Genomic DNA, 22,654 nt, shown 5'->3' on the forward strand with positions numbered 1-22,654 from the left:
TGGGTGATTCTAGTCGTCTGTGAGGGTCACTCCGGCGCCGCCAACCAGCGAGGAAGCGATGTTGTACAACACCGATCCCAGCATGGCGACCACCGAAATCACGACCACGTTGACCACGGCAAGAATGGTTGCATAGGACGCCACCTGGCCCAGGGACATCGAATCGCGCAGGTCGAAGCTGTCTTCAGCGCCAATGGCATCGCGCATCAGCTGGTTGAAGGCATCGAACGTTCCGCTCAGGTCCAGCACGGCCCAGATGCCCACCGCGGCGACCACGGTGATGACGCCGAAGGCCACCGAGAGCAGGAAGGCGATTTTCAGGACCGAGAACGGTTCAACCTTGGAAACCAGTAGGCGGGCCTTGCGGACCTTCGCCTTCGGCGCAGGACGCACCAGGCGCTCCTGACTTCCAGCGGGACGCTGCTGGCCGGTTGGGCGTGGAGCGGATGGGCGGGGCGCTCCGGCCGGACGCTGCTGTCCGGCGGCCGGGCGCTGGCCCGGTGCTGGGCGGCTGCCGGCGGTCGCAGGTCGCTTTACCTGGGTAGGCCGCGGCGCTGCGCTCTTCGGGGCACTGCCGCTGGGGCGTGGCGTCGAGGGCGTGCTCATGCGTTACCTCCGTTAGTGGTGTCATCTTCTGCGGACTCGGAAATGCTTTCCGACGTGCCTGATGACTCATTGGTGATGTTTTCCGGATCCAAGATTACGGTATCTTCCTCCGAGTTCTCTTCAAGCTCGGTTTCAGTATTCTTGGCGACCGCGATGATCGAATCCTTCTTGTCGGGCTTCGCGAAGATCACGCCCATGGTGTCGCGTCCCTTGGAAGGAACCTGCGAAACCGCGGAGCGGACCACTTTGCCCGAGCCCATGACCACCAGCACCTCGTCGGTCTCGTCGACGATCATGGCGCCGACCAGTTCGCCGCGTTCCTCGTTGAGCTTGGCCACCTTAATGCCCAAGCCGCCGCGGGATTGCACGCGGTATTCCTCGACCGTGGTGCGCTTGGCGTAGCCCTCGTCGGTCACCGTGAACATGTAGGAGCCTTCGCGGACCACGTCGGCGGCGAGCAGTTCGTCGCCGTCGCGGAACTTCATGCCGGTCACGCCGGAGGTGGCGCGGCCCATCGGGCGCAGCGCTGTGTCGGTGGCGGTGAAGCGCACCGACTGGCCCTTGCGCGAGACAAGCATCACATCATCGGATTCGCTGACCAGCTGCGCGGAGACCAGTTCGTCGTCCTCGCGCAGGTTGATGGCGATCACGCCGGCGGTGCGGTTGGTGTCGTAGTCCTCCAGGCGGGTCTTCTTCACCAGGCCGTTGCGGGTAGCCAGCATCAGGTACTGCGCATCCTGGTAGGTGCGCAGGTCAAGCACCTGGGCGATGTGTTCGTCCGGCTGGAATGCCATCACGTTGGCCACGTGCTGCCCCTTGGCATCGCGGCCGGCCTCGGCCAACTCGTAGCACTTGGTGCGGTAGACGCGGCCGTGGTTCGTGAAGAACAGCAGCCAGTTGTGCGTGGAGGTAACGAAGAAGTGTTCCACCACGTCGTCACCGCGCAGGGACGCGCCCTTGATGCCCTTGCCGCCGCGGGCCTGCGAACGGTAGTTGTCGATGCGCGTGCGCTTGACGTAGCCGCCTCGGGTGATGGTGACGACCATTTCCTCTTCGGGAATCAGGTCCTCGACGCTCATGTCGCCGTCGAAGCCCATGAGGATCTTGGTGCGGCGGTCGTCGCCATGCTTGTCCACGATCTCGGCCAGCTCTTCCGAGACGATGGTGCGCTGGCGCTGCGGATCGGCGATGATCGCCTTGAATTCGGAGATCATGCGCTCGAGCTCTGCATGGCGGTCCTGGATCTTCTGGCGTTCCAGGGCGGCCAGGCGGCGCAGCTGCATGTCGAGGATGGCGCGGGCCTGTTCCTCGTCGATGTCCAGCAGCTCCATCAGCCCGTCGCGTGCCGCCTCGGTGGTCGAGGAACGGCGGATTAGGGCGATGACCTCGTCCAATGCGTCCAGCGCCTTGAGCAGGCCGCGCAGGATATGCGCCTCTTCCTCGGCCTTGCGCAGGCGGTACTGCGTGCGTCGGACGATGACTTCAATCTGGTGGGTGACCCAGTGGCGGATGAATCCATCCAGCGGCAGGGTGCGCGGCACCCCGTCCACGATCGCCAGCATGTTGGCGGAGAAGTTGGACTGCAGCTCGGTGTGCTTGTAGAGGTTGTTCAGCACCACCTTGGCCACGGCATCGCGCTTGAGCACGATCACCAGGCGCTGGCCGGTGCGGCCCGAGGTCTCGTCGCGCATGTCCGCGATGCCGGAGATCTTGCCGTCGCGCACCAGCTCGGCGATCTTCACCGCCAGATTGTCAGGGTTGGCCATGTACGGCAGCTCGGTGACCACCAGGCAGGTGCGGCCCTGGATTTCCTCCACGTTGACCACAGCGCGCATGGTGATCGAGCCACGGCCGGTGCGGTAGGTATCGGAAATGCCCTTGGTGCCAAGGATCATGGCTCCGGTCGGGAAGTCCGGGCCCTTCACGCGCTGCATCAACGCCGCCAGCAGTTCCTCGCGCGACGCTTCCGGGTTCTGCAGGTACCACTGCACGCCCTCGGCGACCTCACGCAGGTTGTGCGGCGGGATGTTGGTGGCCATGCCCACGGCGATGCCGGAGGAGCCGTTGACCAAGAGGTTCGGGAAACGCGCCGGCAGGACGGTGGGTTCTTGGTTCTTGCCATCGTAGTTGTCCTGGAAATCAACGGTGTCCTCGTTGATGTCGCGGACCATTTCCATGGCCAGCTGGGCCATCTTGGTCTCGGTGTAACGCTGGGCGGCCGCACCGTCATTGCCCGGGGAACCGAAGTTGCCCTGGCCCAGGGCCAGCGGGTAGCGCATGACCCAGTCCTGGATCAGGCGGACCAGCGCATCGTAGATCGCGGTGTCGCCATGCGGGTGGTACTGGCCCATGACCTCGCCGACCACGCGGGCGCACTTGTTGTACGCGCGCTCGGGGCGGTAGCCGCCGTCGAACATCGCATAGATGACGCGGCGGTGCACCGGCTTCAGGCCGTCGCGCACATCCGGCAGCGCGCGGCCGACGATCACGGCCATGGCGTAGTCAAGATAGGACCGCTGCATTTCTGCCTGCAGGTCGATCTGGTCAATGCGCCCGCCCTCGTGCGCTATGACCTCGCCGTCCAGCGGTTCGTTCTCAGGGGTCTGCTCGTCGCTCAATTTCTTCCCTTACACATCAAAAAGTTCTACGGTCCGCGGGTGGTATCGCCTAGATATCCAGGAAGCGGACGTCCTTCGCGTTCTGCTGGATGAAGTTGCGGCGGGACTCGACGTCCTCGCCCATCAACACGGAGAAAATCTCGTCCGCGGCGGCGGCATCATCCATGGTGACCTGGCGCAGCGTGCGGCGGTCCGGGTCCATGGTGGTGTCCCACAGCTCGGAGTAGTCCATCTCGCCCAGGCCCTTGTAGCGCTGGATCCCGTTTTCCTTCGGCAGGCGCTTGTTGGCGGCGGCGCCGGCGACCAGGGCTGCGTCGCGTTCCTTGTCGGTGTACACGTAGTCGTGCGGGGCATTGGACCACTTGATGCGGTACAGCGGCGGGCTGGCCAGGAAGACGTAGCCCTGCTCGATCAGCGGGCGCATGAAGCGGAAGATCAGGGTCAGCAGCAGCGTGGTGATGTGCTGGCCGTCCACGTCCGCATCGGCCATCAGCACGATCTTGTGGTAGCGCAGCTTGGACATGTCGAATTCTTCGCCGATGCCGGTGCCGAAGGCGGTGATCATCGCCTGTACCTCGGCGTTGCCCAGCGCGCGGTCCAGGCGGGCGCGTTCAACGTTCAGGATCTTGCCGCGCAGCGGCAGGATCGCCTGGGTATGCGGGTTGCGTCCGCGCTTGGCCGAGCCGCCTGCGGAGTCGCCCTCCACGATGAACACTTCGCACTCGATTGGGTTCTTCGAGGAGCAGTCCGAGAGCTTGCCGGGCATGCCGAAGGATTCCATGGGGGACTTGCGGCGCGCGTTGTCGCGGGCCTTGCGCGCGGCCATGCGGGCCTGGGACGCCAGCTGCGCCTTGCGGATGATGTCCTTGGCGATGTTCGGGTTGCGGCCGAACCAGTCGCCGAGCTCGTCGTTGACCACACCCTGCACGAAGCCGCGGGCCATCGAGTTGCCCAGCTTGGTTTTGGTCTGGCCTTCGAACTGCGGCTCGGAAAGCTTCACGGAGAGCACCGCGGTCAGGCCTTCGCGCACGTCGTCGCCGGTGAGGTTGTCGTCCTTTTCGCGCAGGATCTTGTTCTCGCGCGCGTAGCGGTTGAGCAGGCTGGTTAGCGCGGCGCGGAAGCCCTCTTCGTGGGTTCCGCCCTCATGGGTGTTGATGGTGTTCGCGTAGGTGTGCACCGACTCCGCGTAGGCGGTGGTCCACTGCATGGCGATTTCCAGGCTGATGCCGCGGGTGGTGTCCTCCGCTTCGAAGGCGATGACCTCGTCGTGGACCAGCTCGACTTTCTTGGCGGCGTTCAGGTGCTTGACGTAGTCCAGCAGGCCGTCCTTGTAGAGGTAGTCGACGCGGCGCGGCTTGACGACCTGGTTCTCGATCTCCTCTTCGACCTCGGCCTCCGGCTCGGCGACCTCCGGCACGCGCTCGTCGGTGAGGGTGATGCGCAGGCCCTTGTTCAGGAACGCCATCTGCTGGAAGCGGGCGCGCAGGGTCTCGAAGTCGAAGTCGATGGTGTCGAAGATTTCCGGATCCGGATAGAACGTCTGGGTGGTGCCGGTCTGCTCGGTGGCCTCGCCCTGGGTCAGCGGAGTGGTGGTGTGCCCGCCGTTGGAGTAGCCGATGCGCCAGGCATGGCCCTGCCGGCGGACCACGGTGTCGACCTTGCGGGACAGCGCGTTGACCACGGAGATGCCCACGCCGTGCAGGCCGCCGGAAACCGCGTAGCCGCCGCCGCCGAACTTGCCGCCGGCGTGCAGGATGGTCATGACGACCTCGACGGTGGGCTTACCCTCGGTGGGGTGGATGTCCACGGGAATGCCGCGGCCGTTGTCTTCGCAGCGTACGCCGCCGTCGGCCTGCAGGGTGATGTTGATGGTGTCGCAGTAGCCGGCCAGCGCCTCATCGACGGAGTTGTCAACGACTTCATAAACCAGGTGGTGCAGGCCGCGGGGGCCGGTGGAACCGATGTACATGCCCGGGCGTTTGCGTACCGCTTCGAGTCCTTCGAGGACGGTAATATCCTGGGCGCCGTATGTGTGCTCGACTTTGGAAGTCATCGATTCAGCAGGTACTGGGATGTTGTCCGGTTCCTGCGGTGAAGCGTTTTCGGTAGACACGGGTGCTACGAACTCCTCGAATTTGGCGCGCGACCACCATGCGCGGTCCGAGCCCGGACGCGTTCAGCGATCTTGGTCTGGAGCGACCTAGACGCGGGTTAACCCACGGCACAGTCAATTCACTACCCCTAATTCTACCGCCTATAGCAAAATTATCGGGGATTCTGTGGCCTAAATCAGCCGCAGAAGGCACAGAATCGACCATCTGAGCGAGTTTGAGTGATCATCTGAGGGGGGATCCAGCCGGGAGGTGCGTTAGACCGCCATATGCCATGCCAGCATTTCTAGCCGTAGGTGTCCCGGGGGCCGCGGCCGGCCACCGATCTCGAGCCGTGGCGCCACGTCGGGGCATTCGGACCGAGCACCCGGATCACTGTCACGATGCCGGGGCCGAGCTCGGCATCGAATTTCTTCAGCAGCTGGTGGCTCAGCAGCCTCAGCTGGGTCGCCCAGGACGTGGAATCGCAGCGCACCACGACCACGGTGTCCTCGAACGACTCGGGGCGGCAGTGCTTGGCGATGTTTTCGCCGACCAGCTCGTTCCAGCGGCCGAGCACCGATCCGACGGCCACCTGGGTGCTCCAGCCCCGGGATTTGGACATCCTGGCCACCACTGCGCCGATGGACCTCGGGTCGCGAGGAGCGTCCTCGTCCGTGGTTTTCTTGGCGGACCCCAGCGTATTGCGGGAGAGCTGGCGTTTGCGCACCTTGGCCATGCGGGCCGCGTCCAGACGCGAATCGCCGCGCTCCTCGGCGAGCTTGCGCATTCGGTTGAGCAACGCCTTGGCGGCGTCGATTTCCGGATCCAAGCGATGCTCGTCGTCGAAGTTGTGGCTAGGCATCGACAACCTGCCCAGGGGAGACCTGGAAGAAATGCCCCTTCAAGGCCTCGGGAACGTCTTCCACCACGGCAGCGGTGACCAGCACCTGTTCGGCTCCGGCGACAATATGGGCCAAGCGGTTGCGGCGCGTTGCATCCAGCTCGGCGAACACGTCGTCAAGGATCAGGATCGGCCCGGAGCCCGGACGGGGGTCGTCGTCGCCGAAGACCCGGTAGGCAGCCAGACGCAGCGACAACGCAAAGGACCAGGTTTCACCGTGCGAGGCGTACCCCTTGGCCGGCGCCGCGCCGAGGGTGAGGACCAGATCGTCTCGGTGCGGTCCGAACAGGGAAATGCCGCGGTCCAGCTCGCGGGAGCGGTTCGCTTCGATCGCAGACAGCAGCAGATCCTGGATTTCCTCTTGGTCCAGGGATTCGAGGTCCCGGGCCGGCAGGCTGGCATCTTCCACTTCGCCTTCGAGCGACGAACGGTATACCGCGCTGGCTTCCTTCGCGCCGTCTGCAAGATCCGCATAGGCGGCCTGCATGTAGGGGCGCAACAGCGACAGGACGTTCAGCCTTCCGCGGATCAGCCGCGCTCCGCAGGCTGCCAGTTGCAGATCCCACGCCTGCAGCGTATTTTCCTGCGAGGCAGTCAGCTTGGACTTGCCGCGGATCGACTTGAGCAGCGCGTTGCGCTGTTTCACGATGCGTTCGTAGTCGTTTTTGGTTCCGGCCTCGACCGGGCGCAGGGCCACCAGCAGTTCATCGAGGAAACGGCGGCGGTTCGATGGGTCGCCCTTGATCAACGCAAGATCTTCCGGTGCGAACAGCACCGTGCGAACCATGCCAAGGATTTCCCGGGCACGCACCGGATTCGCCCGGTTGATGCGCGCGCGGTTGATCTTCCCGCTGGTGATCTCCACCTCGAGCTGCGTTTGCTGGTTTCCGCGATGCAACGTGCCTCGGATCAACGCGCGGTCGGCGCCGAAATTCAAGAGCGGAGCATCGTTGCTGACCCGATGGGAAGCAAGATTTGCCAGATAACCGATGGATTCGACGATGTTGGTCTTGCCCACGCCGTTCGGCCCCACCAGGACGTTGATTCCGGGAACAAGGTGCACGTCGGCTTGCGCATACGAGCGGAAGCTCGTGAGGGAAAGCTGCGAGATATACACCGGAATCCTGACAGGAAGAAGCGGTGGGCGGCAGTTGCCGCCCACCGAGAATTTGCTAGTTGGAGTTCGGCAGTCGAACTGGCATGACCAGGTAGCGGTACTGGTCCTGATCCTCTTCGTCCAGCTTTTCCTGGCCTGTCAACATGGCCGGCTTGGGTGCGCTGGTGAAGGAGAAACGAACGAAATCAGTGTTGAAGGAGTTCAGGCCCTCGGAAAGGAAGGTCGGGTTGAACGCCACCACAATGTCTTCACCCCGCAGGGCGGCGACAATGGCTTCTTCCGCCTGTGCATCCTCTCCGGTGCCGGCGTCCAAGGTCAGCTGGCCGTCGGTGAATGCCATGCGTACCGGGGTATTGCGTTCGGCAACGACGGAGACACGGCGTACGGCCTCGATCAATTCACTGGTTCGCACGGTGGCATGGATTGGGGTGTCGCTAGGGAACAGCGAACGGATCTTCGGGTATTCGCCGTTAATCAACAGCGACGTGGTGCGACGGTTCGTGCTTTCAAAGCCGATCATTTCGCCATTCTGGCTGATGGCCAGCTTGAGCTCACCTGAGCTTGAGAGGGTCTTGGCAACCTCGCTGAGGGTTTTGGCCTTGATCAGGAACGAAGTCGAGATTTCCGACTGGTTTGGAGTCCAGTTCAGCTCGCGCATGGCCAGACGGTAGCGGTCGGTGGCTAGGAAGGTGATGAGATCGTTTTCGATTTCAACCTTGATACCGGTCAGCACCGGGAGGGTGTCATCCTTCGATGCGGCCACGATGACCTGCGAAACGGCTTCGGCGAATGCCTGTCCGTCGATGGTGCCTGCGATTTCAGGCAAGGCCGGCAAGGTCGGGTATTCATCAACTGGCATGGTGGCCAGATGGAAGCGCGAACGGCCGCAGGTCAGGGAAATCTTCGAACCCTCGGTTTCGAGGGTGACCGTGGAATTCGGAAGTGAACGAGTGATCTCTGCCAGCAGCTTGCCGGAGACCAGGATAGATCCCTGCTCGGAGATGTCCGCTGGAATCTCGATGTGGGACGAAATTTCGTAATCGAATCCCTCAAGGCGAACGATGCCCTCGTGGGTAGTGATCAGAATGCCAGCCAATACAGGCGAAGGGGGCCGCTGCGCCAAGGACCGGGCGGTCCAAGATACGGCGTCTGCCAAAACATCCTTTTCAACGCTGAACTTCACGAAAAATCCGCCTTTCGAAACCCATAAGTCTTAAGTCAGGCCAAGAAGGTAGTTTCCCGCCAAGTTCTTAAGCATAGATCAGGTAGTTGCACGTTCTCTGCAAATAATTTTGCCACGTCCCTCCGACGCTGTCGCAGCGAAGGGGTCAAAGTGTGGAACAGCCAACAAAAATTTGGGTTCTGCACAGTTCCGAAGTCCTGGGCGGGGAGTGGACTCGTTATTTGGATGAATAGGTCTTAAAGGTAGAAGTGTTAATAACCCTTGTGGATACTGTGGATAACCGCCATAGCGTCAGATCTGGTGCAGATTGTGCATGTGAACAAGATGTGATTGAAGCTGACACTGAGTTCCATGCGCTTGTTGAAACTCAGTTCCATGATTTCTGTCGTCCACATGCGATGCCGTACTTATGCGCAGATCGTCACCAGATCTTCCACAGATTTATCCACACCTGTGATTTCAGCTTTTAATGCTCCCGCTGGCTCTGCTTAATACGGTTTGTCAATTCCGTCACCTGGTTGAAGATCGCGCGTCTCTCGGCCATCAATTCACGGATTTTGCGGTCAGCGTGGATCACGGTGGTGTGGTCGCGCCCGCCAAGTTCCGCACCGATCTTCGGCAAGGACATCTCGGTCAGTTCACGCAGCAGGTACATGGCGATCTGCCGCGCGGTGACCAGCGTGCGGGTACGCGACTTGCTGTTCAGTTCTTCAATGCTCAGCCCGAAGTACTCAGCGGTCTGCTTGATGATGGTCGAGGGCGTAATTTCCTGCGCGCCGTCGTCGCTGATCAGATCCTTGAGCACGGTTTCCGCTAGGGCCAGGTCGACCGGCTGATTGTTCAGCGACGCGAAGGCGGTGACACGGATGAGGGCGCCTTCGAGCTCGCGGATATTGGTTGAGATGCGCGAAGCAATGTATTCCATGACATCGCTGGGCGCGGATAGATTCTCCGCATCGGCCTTCTTGCGCAGAATCGCAATACGGGTTTCCAACTCAGGCGGTTGGATATCGGTCAGCAGGCCCCACTCGAAACGCGAACGCATGCGGTCTTCGAAGCCCTGAAGTTGCTTGGGCGGAAGGTCCGACGTGATCACAACCTGCTTGTTGTGGTTGTGCAGGGCGTTGAACGTATGGAAGAACTCTTCCTGGGTGGCGTCCTTGTTTGCCAAGAACTGGATATCGTCGATCAGCAGGATGTCGACGTTGCGGTAAGTCTGCTTGAAGCTGGCGCCTTCGTCATCGCGGATGGAGTTGATGAAGTCGTTGGTGAACTCCTCTGAATTCACGTAGCGCACACGAATGCCCTTGTAGAGGTGGCGAGCGTAATGCCCAATTGCATGCAGCAGGTGGGTTTTGCCCAGTCCGGAGTCGCCGTAGATGAACAAGGGGTTGTACGCCTTGGCCGGTGCCTCGGCTACTGCGACGGCGGCAGCATGGGCGAATCGGTTCGATGAGCCGATGACAAAAGTGTCGAAAATGTACTTCGGGTTCAGACGGCCGAATTCCTGCGAGTTCGATGGGGGAGTGGGCTGCGGTGCCGGCTGCGGGCGCGGACCTGGGGCTTCAGTCACCGCTGGTGGTGTTGCCGGAGCTGTTTGAACTTCGGGCTCTTCGGCTTCCAATTCATCGGACAACGACAGATCGACGCTGACGGCGCAGCGGATATCGTCCTGGAAGACTGCCCGCAGTGCATCATCCAGCGGCTCTCGGAGCTGGGTCTGCAGCATGTCTCGGGTCAAGTCGTTGGGCACAGCGACCAGCAGGGTGGTCCCGATCAATCCTTGAGGCTTGGCCAAGGAGACGAAGGCGCGGTGGCGGGCCTTGACTCGGTCGTCGTCCTCGATCTTCCGGATTACCTGGCGCCATGAGCTACCAATGCTATTGGTTTCGTCGCTGCTCACTAAGGGCGCCCCGCTTTCCGTCGAATTAATGCAATCTTGGTCACTTAACACCCCGTGAATGGGTGTCTAAGGTGGTGCCGAATCGGCATCATCCCCCTTGATTCTATCCGTCATCCACATGGTTATGCACAGCTCGGTGGAAAAACTCGGAGTTTTGGTTGTGGAAATCTACTTTTCCCTTGAAATCAAGCGTTTTCAAGCACAGGATGACGTGGAAGTACGCGTTTGGATGTGAACTTTCTTTCGTTGAGTCCACCAATAATCCACAAGTTTGGGGTAGATTATTCACAGGCACTGCCCTGTTAGATCAAACGGGGAGCTACAGGTGCGCCAATTTGACCTGTCGCGCAGTTTTTTCTATTGTTATTTAGTCCTATGCGTGCGTTTTGCGACCTGCTCAGTTTTAGAAGAGCCCGCCGAACCTCGCGTTTTTCAAAAAATAAATGTGCGCCATCAAGTTGTTATCCAGCTAGCTAGCAACGGGTAGGGCGTATCACTAAACGTCTTGGAGTATCACCGTGAGCAAGCGGACTTTTCAGCCAAACAACCGTCGTCGTGCCAAGAAGCACGGTTTCCGCCTTCGTATGCGTACCCGTGCGGGTCGTGCCATCCTGTCGGCACGCCGCAGCAAGGGTCGCAGCGAGCTGTCCGCATAAATTTGCGACACAGCTCTTGGCAGCGTAGTTTTCCTGGACTCGGCTAAGAGTCACGAAGAAATCTCATGTTGCCAAAGAATCAGCGACTGCGCCTAGCGCAGGACCTTACAGCCACTGTACGTTCCGGCGTCCGAAGCGGACGCCGGAACGTCGTGCTATATGCACGACCCCGGATTGATGAAGAATCGGGGGACAGGTTTGGATTCATTGTGTCCAAGGCTGTAGGTATTGCCGTTAAAAGGAACCTTGCCAAGCGGAGAATGCGCGAAATAGCCCATGAGCTTCGGCGTGCGGATGGAAATCTGGACATCGTCGTACGTGCGCTCCCTGGAGCTGCAGAAATCTCCTGGGACGAACTCCATTCGCAGGTTTCCTCGGCATTTGCCTCGGCAGTTCGAAAGACCGAGGCACGCTGATGCGCAAAGATTCAGCACCCCGCACAGGAGTGTTGTGGTTCGTCATCGACATTCCACGCAATATCCTGATCGGCTTGCTCAAGATCTACCGAAAAATCATTTCGCCGTTGTACGGCGATGTGTGCAGATATTTCCCCAGCTGTTCTGCCTATGGGCTCGAAGCAGTCACCCAGCACGGCGTCGTTAAAGGTGTCGGGCTAACCGCATGGCGGATCCTCCGGTGCAATCCGTGGTCCCACGGAGGCGTCGACCACGTTCCTGAGGGACCGAGGATTTGGCCAGAAGGTAAACTGCCGAGGATCATAGTTTTGAATCATCCTGTGATTCCCGACGATGAAGACGCCGCGGATAGCGGCCGCAAGGAGCGCGACCTCTGATGAACAACTTCCTAGACACGATATTGACTCCGTTTACGTATGCGGTGTCTTGGGTTCTGTGGGCTTTCCACGAACTGTTCACGCTCATCGGCATGAATCCCGACTCGGGTGTCACCTGGACTCTGTCCATCATCTTCCTCGTGCTGCTGATCCGTACCCTGCTGATTCCGGTATTCGTCAAGCAGATCAAGTCGCAGCGCGCTATGCAGGCCCTGCAGCCGGATTTGAAGAAGCTGCAGGCAAAATACAAGGGCAAGACCGACCAGATGTCGCGTCAGGCCATGGTGCAGGAGCAGCAGGCGCTGTTCAAGAAGCACAAGACCAACCCGCTGTCTTCCTGCCTCCCGCTACTGATCCAGATGCCGTTCTTCTTCGCGCTGTTCCGCGTGCTGAACAACGCCTCCCATGCAAGCGAGTCCGGACAGTCCGTCGGCGCCCTGTCGGTTGAGAATATCCGCAGCTTCGACGCAGCAACCATCTTCGGCGCGCCACTGTCCGAGACGTTCTTGGGCACCTTCAACTCCGGCAACACCAACTGGGCCGTCGTTATCGTCGCCGTGATCATGATCCTTGCCATGATCGCTTCCCAGTTCTTCACCCAGCGCCAGCTGATGACCAAGAACATGAGCGCAGAAGCCCTGCAGGGCCCGTTCATGCAGCAGCAGAAGATGATGCTGTACATCCTGCCACTGGTCTTCGGCATCGGCGGCATCAACTTCCCAATCGGTGTGCTGATCTACTGGACCGCCACCAACCTGTGGACCCTCGGCCAGCAGTACTGGGTCATCCACAACAACCCGACTCCGGGTTCCGAGGCAGAGCGTGAGCTCAACGCCCGACGCGCCGCCAAGGGCCTGCCACCAGTTGGCCAGAAGAAGAACGCAGAAGCTGAGCAGCCCGTCATCGAGCAGCCTAAGGGCCAGCGCGAGCAGCCGCAGCGTAAGAACCGCCGGAAGAAGAAATAGCCATGACTGCAGCCGAAAACATTGAAGTGAACGATCTGGAAAACCAGGTCGATTCCGAACAGGAAGTTCTGGACGAGGGCGACGTCGCCGCCGACTACCTTGAGGAGCTCCTGGATATCGCGGACCTCGATGGCGACATCGACATCGAAATCCGCGGTGGCCGCACGTACATCTCCATCGTGACTGAGGAAGAAGGCGCCGATCTGAGCAGCCTTGTCGGCAAGGATGGCGAAGTCCTGGACGCACTTCAGGAACTTACCCGCCTGGCTGTCCTAAACGCTACCGGAGAGCGTTCGCGGCTGGTTCTGGACATCGCCGGTTACCGTTCGGATCGAGCCGAGCAGTTGCATGCCATCGCCGACGAAGCGATTCACAAGGCCCGAGAGACCGGTGAGGACGTCCACCTGCAGCCGATGAGCGCCTATGAGCGCAAGCTGGTCCACGACGTCATTGCCGACGCTGGACTGCACTCCGAATCCGAGGGTGAGTCGGGTCGCCGGCACATCGTTGTGTCAATGCTGGACAACTAATCCGCGCCGGCCGAAAGCGTACGTGAACAACCAAAGGACCATGCAATGACTGAGGACCTCAGCCTCAACCCAGAAGAGACGCTCGCCGCCGAAAAGATCTTCGGGGACCGTCTTGATCTTGCCAAGCGCTATGTAGAGCATCTGGCTACCTCCGGCATCGAGCGCGGCCTGCTCGGCCCGCGTGAGGTGCCCCGCCTTTGGTCCCGTCACGTACTCAACTGCGCGGTCATCGAGTCGGTCATGGAGAAGGACGCCGAGGTAGCCGATGTGGGCTCCGGTGCCGGCCTGCCAGGGCTCTGCTTGGCCATCGCCCGCCCGGACCTGAACCTGACGCTGATCGAGCCCCTGGAGCGCCGCTGCATCTGGCTTTCCGAAGTCATCGATGACTTGGGCCTGACCAACGTCACCGTCATGCGTGGCCGCGCCGAGCAGATGGTAGACGTCGTCAATGCCCGGTACGTGACCGCACGCGCTGTCTCGGCGCTGACTAATCTTGCCGGACTGACGATTCCATTGCTGCACGGTGAGGGCGAGCTCATCGCCATCAAGGGCCGCTCTGCCGCCGAGGAAATCGACAAGGCTTCGAAGGCCATCCGCAAGCTGGGCGGTAAGGAAACCGAAGTTATGGTGATCGGGGAAGGACTCCTCGCCGAACCTACTACGGTGGTTCGTATCAAGGTTGGCTAGTCCAACGAGTTAGGCTTGAAACAGCTCTAGGTGCGCCAGACGCGGTTATGTTGAAGGCATTCGACATAAAAAGCTGATTGCAAACTTAAAGACTTGTTTTGAATGTTTCACGTGAAACATTGTCGATGACAGTCAGAAAGTGCGACTGCATCATTCCATGAGGAGGAGTTTAACCTTGTCTAAGACCAAGGATTCGTCGAGCAGCGCTTTTGACTTCAACGACTCTTCCTCGCCGTTAGCTAGCCAGCTGGCGAGCGAACATCGTCGACGCGAAGCTTTGGAGGCCCGTAAGGTGCCCAAGCCTGACAAGACCCGATACTTCACTATCTCAAACCAAAAAGGTGGCGTAGGAAAGACAACTACGACCGTCAACTTGGCTGCTGCATTGGCCAAGGGAGGTTTGAATGTCCTGGTGATCGACATCGATCCGCAGGGCAACGCCTCGACCGCGCTGGGCATTGAGCACCACGCCGAGGTAGACAGCATCTACGACGTTCTGATTAACGACGTACCGCTGGCAGATGTGGTAGCTACTTGCCCTGATCTGCCTTCGCTTCAGGTTGCGCCCGCTACCATCCACCTGGCAGGCGCAGAAATCGAGCTCGTTTCCCTCGTAGCCCGCGAACAGCGTCTGCAACGCGCATTAGACGACTACGCGCGTACCCGACAGCGCTTGGGACAGCCGCGTCTGGACTACGTGTTCATCGACTGCCCGCCGAGCCTCGGACTGCTGACAGTCAATGCTTTCGTTGCAGCACGCGAGGTCCTGATCCCGATCCAGTGCGAGTACTACGCCCTGGAAGGCCTGAGCCAGTTGCTGAAGAACATCGAGATGATTCAGAAACACCTGAACTCCCGACTGACAGTATCAACCATCTTGCTGACCATGTACGACGGACGAACCAACCTGGCCGCTCAAGTTGCTAACGAAGTTCGCGAGCATTTCCCCGAGCAGGTGCTCCAGGCCGTGATTCCTCGTTCAGTTCGAATTTCCGAGGCGCCAAGCTACCAGCAGACCGTGATCACATACGATCCGAACTCCACAGGAGCTCTTTCGTACTCGGAGGCAGCACAGGAAATAGCTGACCGTGGAGTCAAAGCCTAGCTCGAAGCATTTCAGCAACGAAGAGAAGGAAAACTTCTTCTTTTGGTTGTTTAAGGCGGATTATTTGTACCAAATTCCGGAAGTGATGGAAACACCCGGATTACTAGTGCAACGCGTCCCAACTCCTATCGCAGGTAACAGTAGACTAGTCGTGGGCTGAGATTCTGGACGAAAGGGCGTGCATCAAATGGCCGAGAAGAAACGTGGCTTGGGCAGGGGACTAGGTGCGCTGATTTCCAGCTCGCCAGCAGCGACGGCTCCAGAAGAAAAAACGGATGTTTCACGTGAAACAACGTCGCCGGAAACGACCCCTCCGCCGTCTAAAGCCAAACCAGCTCGCCCCGTAGACATGTTCTTCGAACCGGGGAGAAAATCCTCCTCTCCGGCGTCTACAAGCACTCCATCGCGTTCCGGCAAGAAGGCGCGAGCAACTATGCCGGGACTCACTTCCACGGTTGCGTCGACCAAGCCGAAGCCCGCGGAACCCATTGTCGAGGTTGAAACTGACGGGCTCGTCGATGTTCCTGGAGCACAGTTCGCCGAGCTTGACGTCAAGCTTATCCATCCGAACCGCAAGCAGCCGCGTACCAATTTCGACCAAGAACATATGGATGAGCTCATCCACTCGATCCGCGAAATCGGTCTCTTGCAACCTATCGTCGTGCGTCCGTCTCGTGAAAAGAACGACGCACCATATGAGCTGGTTATGGGTGAACGCCGTTGGCGGGCAACCCAGGAAGCAGGACTTTCGACAATTCCTGCGATCATTCGGGATACGCAAGATACGGATCTCCTGCGCGACGCACTTTTGGAGAACTTGCATCGTTCGCAACTCAACCCCTTGGAAGAAGCGGCTGCATACGCACAGCTACTTGAAGAGTTCAATTGCACTCAAGAAGTGCTTTCGGATCGAATCGGGCGCTCTCGATCGCAGATTTCCAATACGATCCGCCTCATGAAGCTACCGGCACTGGTGCAGCGTCGTGTTGCCGCCGGTGTGCTTTCTGCAGGTCATGCCCGCGCTCTTCTTGGGCTTTCCAATAACGAGGCGATTGAGCAGCTCGCCCAGCGCATTATTAACGAAGGCCTGTCTGTGCGCGCCACCGAAGAAGCAGTTGCCCTGAGCGATGACAAGCCAAAACCTAAGGGGCGGAAGGTACGCGAGGCGCAGCGGAATGAGAGGCTCGACTTTATCGCGACATCACTTGCAGACAGGCTCGATACAAACGTCAAGATCCAGCTGGGCAGTCGCAAAGGCAAGGTCAGTATCGAATTCGCCTCTGTCGAAGATTTGAATCGAATCATGGAAGTTCTCGATCCGAATATGAAATCCTAATAGTCCCATCCCTTCAGGGTGCATGTTTCACGTGAAACATGCACCCTGCTTGCCTTAACTGCGTTTCGCACGAGCCGTGTTTCACGTGAAACACCTCTCGACTTGTCGAAGGGACTGATTTGGGGAGACGAGACGATGGACGATTGATTTGAAATTCCTGCTTCAACACCCGGATCGATAAGAAAATGCACTACAAATCCAGGACTCAAGAGGACGCATTGCCAAGGTATCTGGGAACGCTTCCTTTGACCTTCGGAGCAGTGGACATGATGGACCGGAACCGACCCTGGTAGTTGCTACAGCGGACAATGCAATTGTCACACGCAAAACTCCGGATACTGCGGTCACAACAATCCTATTGGCCAATAGACCGCTTGGGCAATAATGCTGATCCTGAAGCTGAGGTATCGGGCGCAGTCCGGGGCTACTTGTTTCCATTGTTGATGGCTAGTGCGAACGTTATGTCATTACCCAGTTTGTTTCCGGAGACCAATCCGGCGAATCGGTCCGCACCCACGACTCGGATAGCTCGAAGAGCATGATCTTGCGAATGGTGTACTGCATTGGGGGATACCTGCGAACATGGCCACGAATAATTCTTAGATGCTGCCAAGGGCAAACAGCATCACCATAGAGTCGAACATGCTTCTCGTGCCGAGCCTGATTCACTGCACCTGTCCGAATCTGTCCTAACTATCGGAGCGGCGATGCGGGCACGTTCAGTGTCGATGGTGCAGGACTTTTTCCTTGGGGCGCTTAGTTGCATGGACTATGCTTGAGGCCTGCCATCCGGACCTAAACAGATGCTGTTCCTCGCACTGGATTTTCCGTCAAACATCAGTCCGCAGCGGGGGAATCGAAGAGCGCACTGTAGCTGGCAACAAAGTCTGTGGATCAACAACAGAGTCCTTGGATGAAGTCCCAACTGCCATTGGAGCGCCGGCCCGCATGAAAGATATTTAGCTCGGATCAGCCAAGGGAGAGTGGCTACGGTTGGCTCGTCGATTGACCAGAGCGATAAATCTGGGAATTACAGCGTCACTGGCAATGAATGTGGGTGCCCGGACCAATCTTTCACCTATGGCACCGTTGCCATGTAGTGAAGCTCGGATAAGTTGCTGCCAAGATCGTCCCTGCTGGCCGCTAGAACCGTACACAGCGCCTCTCAGGCCCGCTATATGGCTCTACCCCGCCCCTGAGGCGCTCCAGGGGCTCTCAGAGGCCTCCTGAGGCGCGCAGCATGGTGTCGCCGCCCTTATACGTCGCCCCCGGCGTTGTCGCTCAGCTGGAAGGCGCTAGGGGATCGTCTGATTCAATCAATTCTGGGTATCGCTGACGCTGTTCCAATTCACCACTAAGATGGCGCAGAACTGACTACGGAGATTCTTGGGACCGTGCCGAATATTCGACTCTTCGAGAACCACCTGCCGGATGCCGCGTTATACTCTTCCAGCGCCGCCATGCAAAAATTCCTCCCCGCCTTGCAACTGGATGTGTGGTGGAAGAAGCCGTTGCCAATGCCATAAAAGAACAAAGCGAAGCGAATACTCCAGCTTCAGGTCGAGGGGCTCCCGGGACGCCACATCGTGTCGGCTCGCGGTGTCCCGCAATAGTGCCGCCGAAGTCCTGAATGCGGCCAATGTTGCCTCAAGCGGCTGGGACGAGTGGACGGAGCTGACAGGGAGAATGGTGTACCGACAGTTCTTATTCCTTGGCCGCAACGAGCACAAGAGCGTGTTCACGTAACTGGATTAGCGCACACTCCACAAAGAAGTCGGCCAGGTTGACGCCAACTTGGAAATCCTGCCCCCGAAGAAACGGGCAAAGTCGGGGCACCCGGTGCGGCATTCCAGACGGGGCATCGAACTGGCGGGATGCGTTCTCGGTGCCGCCTGCCGGCGCGGTGACCTGGCAGGCGGCACTGAATTGGAATAGCGGTGGCTCCTAAACCTCCGATTATTCACCCTGCTTTGGGCTGCCCAGTTTCATGTTCAATTCGACGCAATCGGGCCACGGATGAAGATCAAATTGGCATCAACACAAGCGGAAATTCTAGCTGCACAACCACAACGGTCAATTTCTAGATGAGTAGAGTCTTCTGGATTCTTCCCGGAGGATAGGTCCCTACAGTGAACTACGAAGCTAGCGTCGACGCAGTAGAGAGACTGGTCCTCTCGGCCATGAGTACGTCTCCAAAACTCTCCCCGGCTAGAGGCAACCTATTCGCTGGAAACGTTCGCCCTGGATGCAGAGAAGGTCAGCCTGATCGGGTATTGATGCAACTACGACACGGGTGAACACGATCTTCAAAGTGAATCACCTACAGCAGCATCTGCCGTACTTGGTGTGTACAACACCGTGCGTAGCGGCGTTGCTCCTACATATTGAAGGAAGTTCAGGAGGAATATACCGGCAGAAGGGGGAGAGTAGTCTGGCACGATCACCTCGACGCATTCTGCACCTCATACAATTACCCGACGGGGTAATTGCAAGCGTCATTAAGCACCGCCAGCTGCTCAACGTATGCAATCTCTCGTCCGCGCCAGCGGGATCCTTTCCCACGCACGCTGGTAGTAGAGCCTGCGCCATGTTCAATTCCTGAGCAGCCAAGCGTTGCGGTGCACATCCGTAGAGACTGCTGAAGCAAAGGACCTCCAGAAGTTCATCTGTGTATTTTCGGGGTTGGATTCCTATCCGTGAACACCAAATAATCTGGTATTAACAGAACCAAGAGCTCTGATAGATTGCGATGTGTAATTCAAGGACGTCCTTTTGCTAATTTAATGCTTTTGGTCTATCAGGTGTGTTGCGATGCGCTGTATGTCGGATTTCCGCGTGCAACTTTGCCACTTCGCGAATCCGTCGATAGAGGATTACCTCTGCCCTGAAGATGGCGTTGATGCTTGCGATAGTGGCCCCGAAGAATGGAAATGATGTGCATCTTCCATTGAGCCGGAAGCATGAACGCATATTGGTTGCCACCCGATGAATGATGCCCCACCGAAGGAAATTGATTCTTCAGTTGCTGAAGGGAAACGACGAGAATCCTGGAAATGAGATGGCCGATCTTCTTCGGGCTGTCATTCAACGTGTCCGCGAATGTCCAGGCATCTGGAGGTACGAACTCTACCAAGTTCTGGCCACGAAGTTTCCGACCGCATTCAGCCAACTGAATCGCGGGGGAAGAACTGGCGCCTTGGTTTAATCCTGCCTCTGAATCGGTCAGAGCGAGTTCTACTATCGGCCACTCGAGGTTTGCTTTACGTACTGCTGCCCAACCTAAAACCAGAATGTGCAGTGCATGATTGCCGCTAAAGTGATTCCGGGTGGAGACCTATCAATTGCCCGGATCGTCGAGCGGGCATCGCCTGCTGAATTCGCCCGACTCGATAATTATCGTGCCCATGCTTCTTCGAGGAAAAGGCCATGAAGACTGCAACGTGGTGCCGATCGCATTGCTTGTACGGGTTCGTTCTTGAGTTTGGCAGTTTCTAATACGAAAGTGATGCCACCGAATCTTGATGTTGGGTCGGGGAACGACTTTAGATATGAGCTTCGGTGGCCAGGCGGGTGCTGATTTGAGATGGACTATGAACAGAAGGAACGAAGCCAGAACGGTCTAGATCGGATCTACTTGCCATGCATATTTGAACCCCAACGTATCCCGTTCGTGCTCAATAGTTTTGCCCTCAATGTTCCTTGTCGCACGCACAGGCTCGTGAAGAGCGATCTGCGACGCCTGAGTGCTTCAGCAGCTGTTCCACTGGCAATGGAGTCTGAAATGCCGGCAGAAAGGCACACAGGCAAGCTGAGGCAGCTGCTGCGGAAGTCGACCTACGTGGAGCTCTCCGTTGTTATTCCTGCGGGTAATTTCCGGATTCCATTCGATTCGGCATCATTTTTTGGTTCGGTCAAAGATAGGGGAATTCTGCTTCAAGGAGTAGACGGTACCTATGGTCCATGCGGCTGGCTTCGGCTGTGTACGGTAGGTCAAGTCCGTGGGACGAATGCTTCCACACTGAACGGTCTTGCTCACCGGAGGTCATAAGATTGGATCTTTCCGAGCGGCCACCAATGACTGTAAGCTGGTTGCCCTCTGCTATGCAAGGGATCTGCAAGCCACCATGCGGCTGGCTCCGCGACGTCTTCGCAGCTGCGGTGGTATTGGCGACTGCACCCGACGGCAAGGCGTGAGGAGGGACCCAGCAGCTTGCCGGCGGCTGCGTAGCCTTCAGGGGCCGATGGACTGCCCCTGAAACGATGTCTTTGAATGTCGGTAGCGGGACGGAGTTGGGGCTCGTGATTTTGCCTGCGCAGTACGTGAAGCTTGTGGGGCGTCCCCGGCGCGGTTTGCACATGCAGTCCGTCTCGACACCCTTCTTTAAGGGATCGGGGGAGCGGTTGACCTTCGCCGGGCCACTCCTAATCCCCGTGGCATTCACTCGCGCTGCTCGGCACTGGCCACTGTTCCGAACGCAGGCTCTCTGTCGTTGTTGGGAGCAGAGCATGTTTCACGTGAAACAACGCGGCGAAGTGCCAGTGCAGGCTAGCCCTCGGCGCGAAGTTTCACGTGGAACATCACCAGTGCTGTAGCACCGGTCTGTTTCGACTCATGTTTCACGTGAAACAGATCCACGGAAGCAGCTTCGTCGAGTGTAGGCCTCATGCACCAATAGGGTATCGTGCGCGATCATGTTTCACGTGAAACAGTACATGGGGAATGGCCTGTCGGTGGGAACGAAAAGGGGTCCGGTCAACACGCACAGATGCATTCGACCCGCTCCTGCGAACACTTGAAATATGTGAATGATGCGAAGTGCGAGCGTCAATCAGGGGAGTGGGCAGTATCCGAAGAAACGCGTATCTGCAGCCCAGTCTACGAGTCGCAGAACGCAGGACAACCTTGAACTACCTCCTGGCGGCGTAAAGCCACACGCCTGGGCTGCAGAGAGGAATGGGTGGTATTCGCGAGCATGAATGCCATGCCAATGGCTAGAAACGCCTTTCAGCAGTGAGCCGTGAATTAGTACAGCGAACGAATCCACCTACTCCAACTGCACCACTGTCGCTGCGAGTATGCCAGCGTGCTGAAGAGGAACTCAACGACGATTTCGATATTTCGCAGTGACGACTATGTTCGAGCAGCAGGTAGGAACTTGCGTCCGGTTGAATAGATTGATTGATGAAAGGTGCCGGCAAGGTGGCTATGCGGGTGCCGTTGAGCCTGGAATTGCAACGGTGTTGGCGACAGGTGCCGGAACCCCCATGGGGCGCTGGCCAGGGATGCAAGTGCGTTCGCGTTTATTGAGGAGAACAGCGAAGGACTAGCAAGTTTTCACTTCGGGGCGGCCGTGAACTCTTGGGCGGCAATTGTCTTTACCAAAAATGCTGTGTGCTGATGAAGCCTGCATTCTGCACGCGTCGCCGGGCCAGAACAAATCTTTGCCACCGCTCGACGGGCGCATCGGGCAATCTTCGGTCCGACGAGCTGCGGGGTGCCAAGTATGTGAACTCGGCGTTGAGTCATCAGGTACCGACGCAATTACGCTGAGGATTCCAGGCTTGGGCGCGCCATGAATGACTAAGCTTCGGTAGCGCATGCTCAAAGTTAACAAGTTCCGGGTCCAGAACGATTTCGTCTTGCCGACTGAAGAGTTCCCGCTTTCTTTCAATTGTGTTCCAGCGATATGGGGTGGTGCAGGTTGGCTGTCGAGGCCGGCGCAACGGCTTAGTGTGGTTGGATGAAGTCGTTAGCTGGTGTACGGGCCGGACTTGGAGCCTCGGATCATTGCCGCCGGGAATGGCGGCAGGAAGGCATTGATACGGATCGTTCACGTCGCTGGACGGGGCATCGTCTCAACGTGATGGGAATTGATAGCTCGCGGCCTCCAGTACTATCCGATCCAGCGCAATCGGCATCCTGCCGGTTCGCGACCAGAACATTGCGATTCTCGTGGATTCGGTTACCTGAGTATCGCAGCCGACGACCAGAACGTCCTGCGCAACTGGCGGATGAAGTTCTGGCCGCCTTTGGTGAAAGCCTGCCCCAACCGCTTACGGTTATGAACAGTTGGCAGGACACCAACGCGAGCTCCACGAACATTTTGGTGTCGCTGAATCAAAAACAATCGCATGAATATGTTTATCTGGAATGATGCGCA

General features: G+C 58.4%; 16 protein-coding genes. 9 read left to right on the forward strand and 7 right to left on the reverse strand.

The features are described 5' to 3' along the window. Nucleotides 1-9: 9 nt before the first annotated feature. From ATC04_RS00620 to dnaA, 7 genes are all read right to left on the reverse strand, one after another. Nucleotides 10-606 carry a DUF3566 domain-containing protein gene (locus ATC04_RS00620; RefSeq protein WP_047120575.1) on the reverse strand — a complete coding sequence of 199 codons (597 nt, stop codon included), beginning with the start codon at nt 604-606 and terminating at the stop codon, nt 10-12. Then, nucleotides 603-3,224 carry a DNA gyrase subunit A gene (gene gyrA / locus ATC04_RS00625; RefSeq protein ID WP_047120574.1) on the reverse strand — a complete coding sequence of 874 codons (2,622 nt, stop codon included), beginning with the start codon at nt 3,222-3,224 and terminating at the stop codon, nt 603-605. Before gyrA ends, ATC04_RS00620 begins: the two co-directional genes overlap by 4 nt. 49 nt (nt 3,225-3,273) lie before the next feature. Further along, nucleotides 3,274-5,277, reverse strand: a complete 2,004-nt coding sequence (gene gyrB / locus ATC04_RS00630) for a DNA topoisomerase (ATP-hydrolyzing) subunit B (protein ID WP_200899427.1) — start codon at nt 5,275-5,277, stop codon at nt 3,274-3,276. Nucleotides 5,278-5,621: 344 nt separating this feature from the next. Next, nucleotides 5,622-6,179, reverse strand: coding sequence for a DciA family protein (locus tag ATC04_RS00635; protein ID WP_082124088.1), 558 nt, complete (start codon nt 6,177-6,179; stop codon nt 5,622-5,624). Continuing rightward, nucleotides 6,172-7,335 (reverse strand): DNA replication/repair protein RecF, encoded by a 1,164-nt coding sequence (gene recF / locus ATC04_RS00640; RefSeq protein ID WP_047120572.1) that lies wholly within the window; start codon nt 7,333-7,335, stop codon nt 6,172-6,174. Before recF ends, ATC04_RS00635 begins: the two co-directional genes overlap by 8 nt. A 55-nt stretch (nt 7,336-7,390) precedes the next feature. Continuing rightward, nucleotides 7,391-8,518 (reverse strand): DNA polymerase III subunit beta, encoded by a 1,128-nt coding sequence (dnaN, locus tag ATC04_RS00645; protein ID WP_047120571.1) that lies wholly within the window; start codon nt 8,516-8,518, stop codon nt 7,391-7,393. Nucleotides 8,519-8,984: 466 nt separating this feature from the next. After that, nucleotides 8,985-10,421 (reverse strand): chromosomal replication initiator protein DnaA, encoded by a 1,437-nt coding sequence (dnaA, locus tag ATC04_RS00650; RefSeq protein WP_047120570.1) that lies wholly within the window; start codon nt 10,419-10,421, stop codon nt 8,985-8,987. A gap of 518 nt (nt 10,422-10,939) precedes the next feature. On the opposite strand from dnaA, the gene rpmH reads away from it, so the two are divergent. From rpmH to ATC04_RS19130, 9 genes are all read left to right on the forward strand, one after another. Continuing rightward, a complete protein-coding gene (gene rpmH / locus ATC04_RS18610) occupies nt 10,940-11,077 on the forward strand; it encodes a 50S ribosomal protein L34 (protein WP_082124037.1) in 138 nt (45 codons plus the stop codon). Nucleotides 11,078-11,142: 65 nt separating this feature from the next. Then, a complete protein-coding gene (rnpA, locus tag ATC04_RS18615; RefSeq protein ID WP_082124036.1) occupies nt 11,143-11,493 on the forward strand; it encodes a ribonuclease P protein component in 351 nt (116 codons plus the stop codon). Further along, on the forward strand, nt 11,493-11,870 hold the full coding sequence (gene yidD, locus ATC04_RS00660) for a membrane protein insertion efficiency factor YidD (RefSeq protein WP_047120568.1): 378 nt from the start codon (nt 11,493-11,495) through the stop codon (nt 11,868-11,870). Before rnpA ends, yidD begins: the two co-directional genes overlap by 1 nt. Continuing rightward, complete coding sequence (gene yidC, locus ATC04_RS00665) at nt 11,870-12,835, forward strand: membrane protein insertase YidC (protein WP_047120567.1); 966 nt, start codon at nt 11,870-11,872, stop codon at nt 12,833-12,835. The genes yidD and yidC overlap by 1 nt, the downstream gene beginning before the upstream one ends. Nucleotides 12,836-12,837: 2 nt before the next feature. Next, nucleotides 12,838-13,365 (forward strand): R3H domain-containing nucleic acid-binding protein, encoded by a 528-nt coding sequence (locus ATC04_RS00670; RefSeq protein ID WP_047120566.1) that lies wholly within the window; start codon nt 12,838-12,840, stop codon nt 13,363-13,365. A 45-nt stretch (nt 13,366-13,410) separates the two neighbouring features. Next, nucleotides 13,411-14,052, forward strand: coding sequence for a 16S rRNA (guanine(527)-N(7))-methyltransferase RsmG (gene rsmG, locus ATC04_RS00675; protein ID WP_047120565.1), 642 nt, complete (start codon nt 13,411-13,413; stop codon nt 14,050-14,052). Nucleotides 14,053-14,227: 175 nt separating this feature from the next. Further along, nucleotides 14,228-15,157: a ParA family protein gene (locus ATC04_RS00680; RefSeq protein WP_082124035.1), complete on the forward strand. Its 930-nt coding sequence runs from the start codon at nt 14,228-14,230 to the stop codon at nt 15,155-15,157. A gap of 187 nt (nt 15,158-15,344) precedes the next feature. Continuing rightward, nucleotides 15,345-16,493 (forward strand): ParB/RepB/Spo0J family partition protein, encoded by a 1,149-nt coding sequence (locus tag ATC04_RS00685; protein WP_047120564.1) that lies wholly within the window; start codon nt 15,345-15,347, stop codon nt 16,491-16,493. A 5,741-nt stretch (nt 16,494-22,234) separates the two neighbouring features. Beyond that, entirely contained in the window at nt 22,235-22,648 is a 414-nt protein-coding gene (locus tag ATC04_RS19130) for a hypothetical protein (RefSeq protein ID WP_152666921.1), read from the forward strand. Nucleotides 22,649-22,654 lie beyond the last annotated feature (6 nt).

The organism is Arthrobacter sp. YC-RL1, from assembly GCF_001454985.1.
Classification (GTDB): domain Bacteria; phylum Actinomycetota; class Actinomycetes; order Actinomycetales; family Micrococcaceae; genus Glutamicibacter; species Glutamicibacter soli.

Excerpts from the sequence above, each read along its gene's own strand:
- ATC04_RS00635 (WP_082124088.1), bottom strand. The coding sequence starts at position 6,179 with ATGCCTAGCCACAACTTCGACGACGAGCATCGCTTGGATCCGGAAATC.
- ATC04_RS00620 (WP_047120575.1), bottom strand. The coding sequence starts at position 606 with ATGAGCACGCCCTCGACGCCACGCCCCAGCGGCAGTGCCCCGAAGAGC.
- ATC04_RS19130 (WP_152666921.1), top strand. The coding sequence starts at position 22,235 with ATGAAGTCGTTAGCTGGTGTACGGGCCGGACTTGGAGCCTCGGATCAT.
- gyrB (WP_200899427.1), bottom strand. The coding sequence starts at position 5,277 with ATGACTTCCAAAGTCGAGCACACATACGGCGCCCAGGATATTACCGTC.
- rnpA (WP_082124036.1), top strand. The coding sequence starts at position 11,143 with ATGTTGCCAAAGAATCAGCGACTGCGCCTAGCGCAGGACCTTACAGCC.
- ATC04_RS00685 (WP_047120564.1), top strand. The coding sequence starts at position 15,345 with ATGGCCGAGAAGAAACGTGGCTTGGGCAGGGGACTAGGTGCGCTGATT.
- ATC04_RS00670 (WP_047120566.1), top strand. The coding sequence starts at position 12,838 with ATGACTGCAGCCGAAAACATTGAAGTGAACGATCTGGAAAACCAGGTC.
- rsmG (WP_047120565.1), top strand. The coding sequence starts at position 13,411 with ATGACTGAGGACCTCAGCCTCAACCCAGAAGAGACGCTCGCCGCCGAA.
- yidC (WP_047120567.1), top strand. The coding sequence starts at position 11,870 with ATGAACAACTTCCTAGACACGATATTGACTCCGTTTACGTATGCGGTG.
- yidD (WP_047120568.1), top strand. The coding sequence starts at position 11,493 with ATGCGCAAAGATTCAGCACCCCGCACAGGAGTGTTGTGGTTCGTCATC.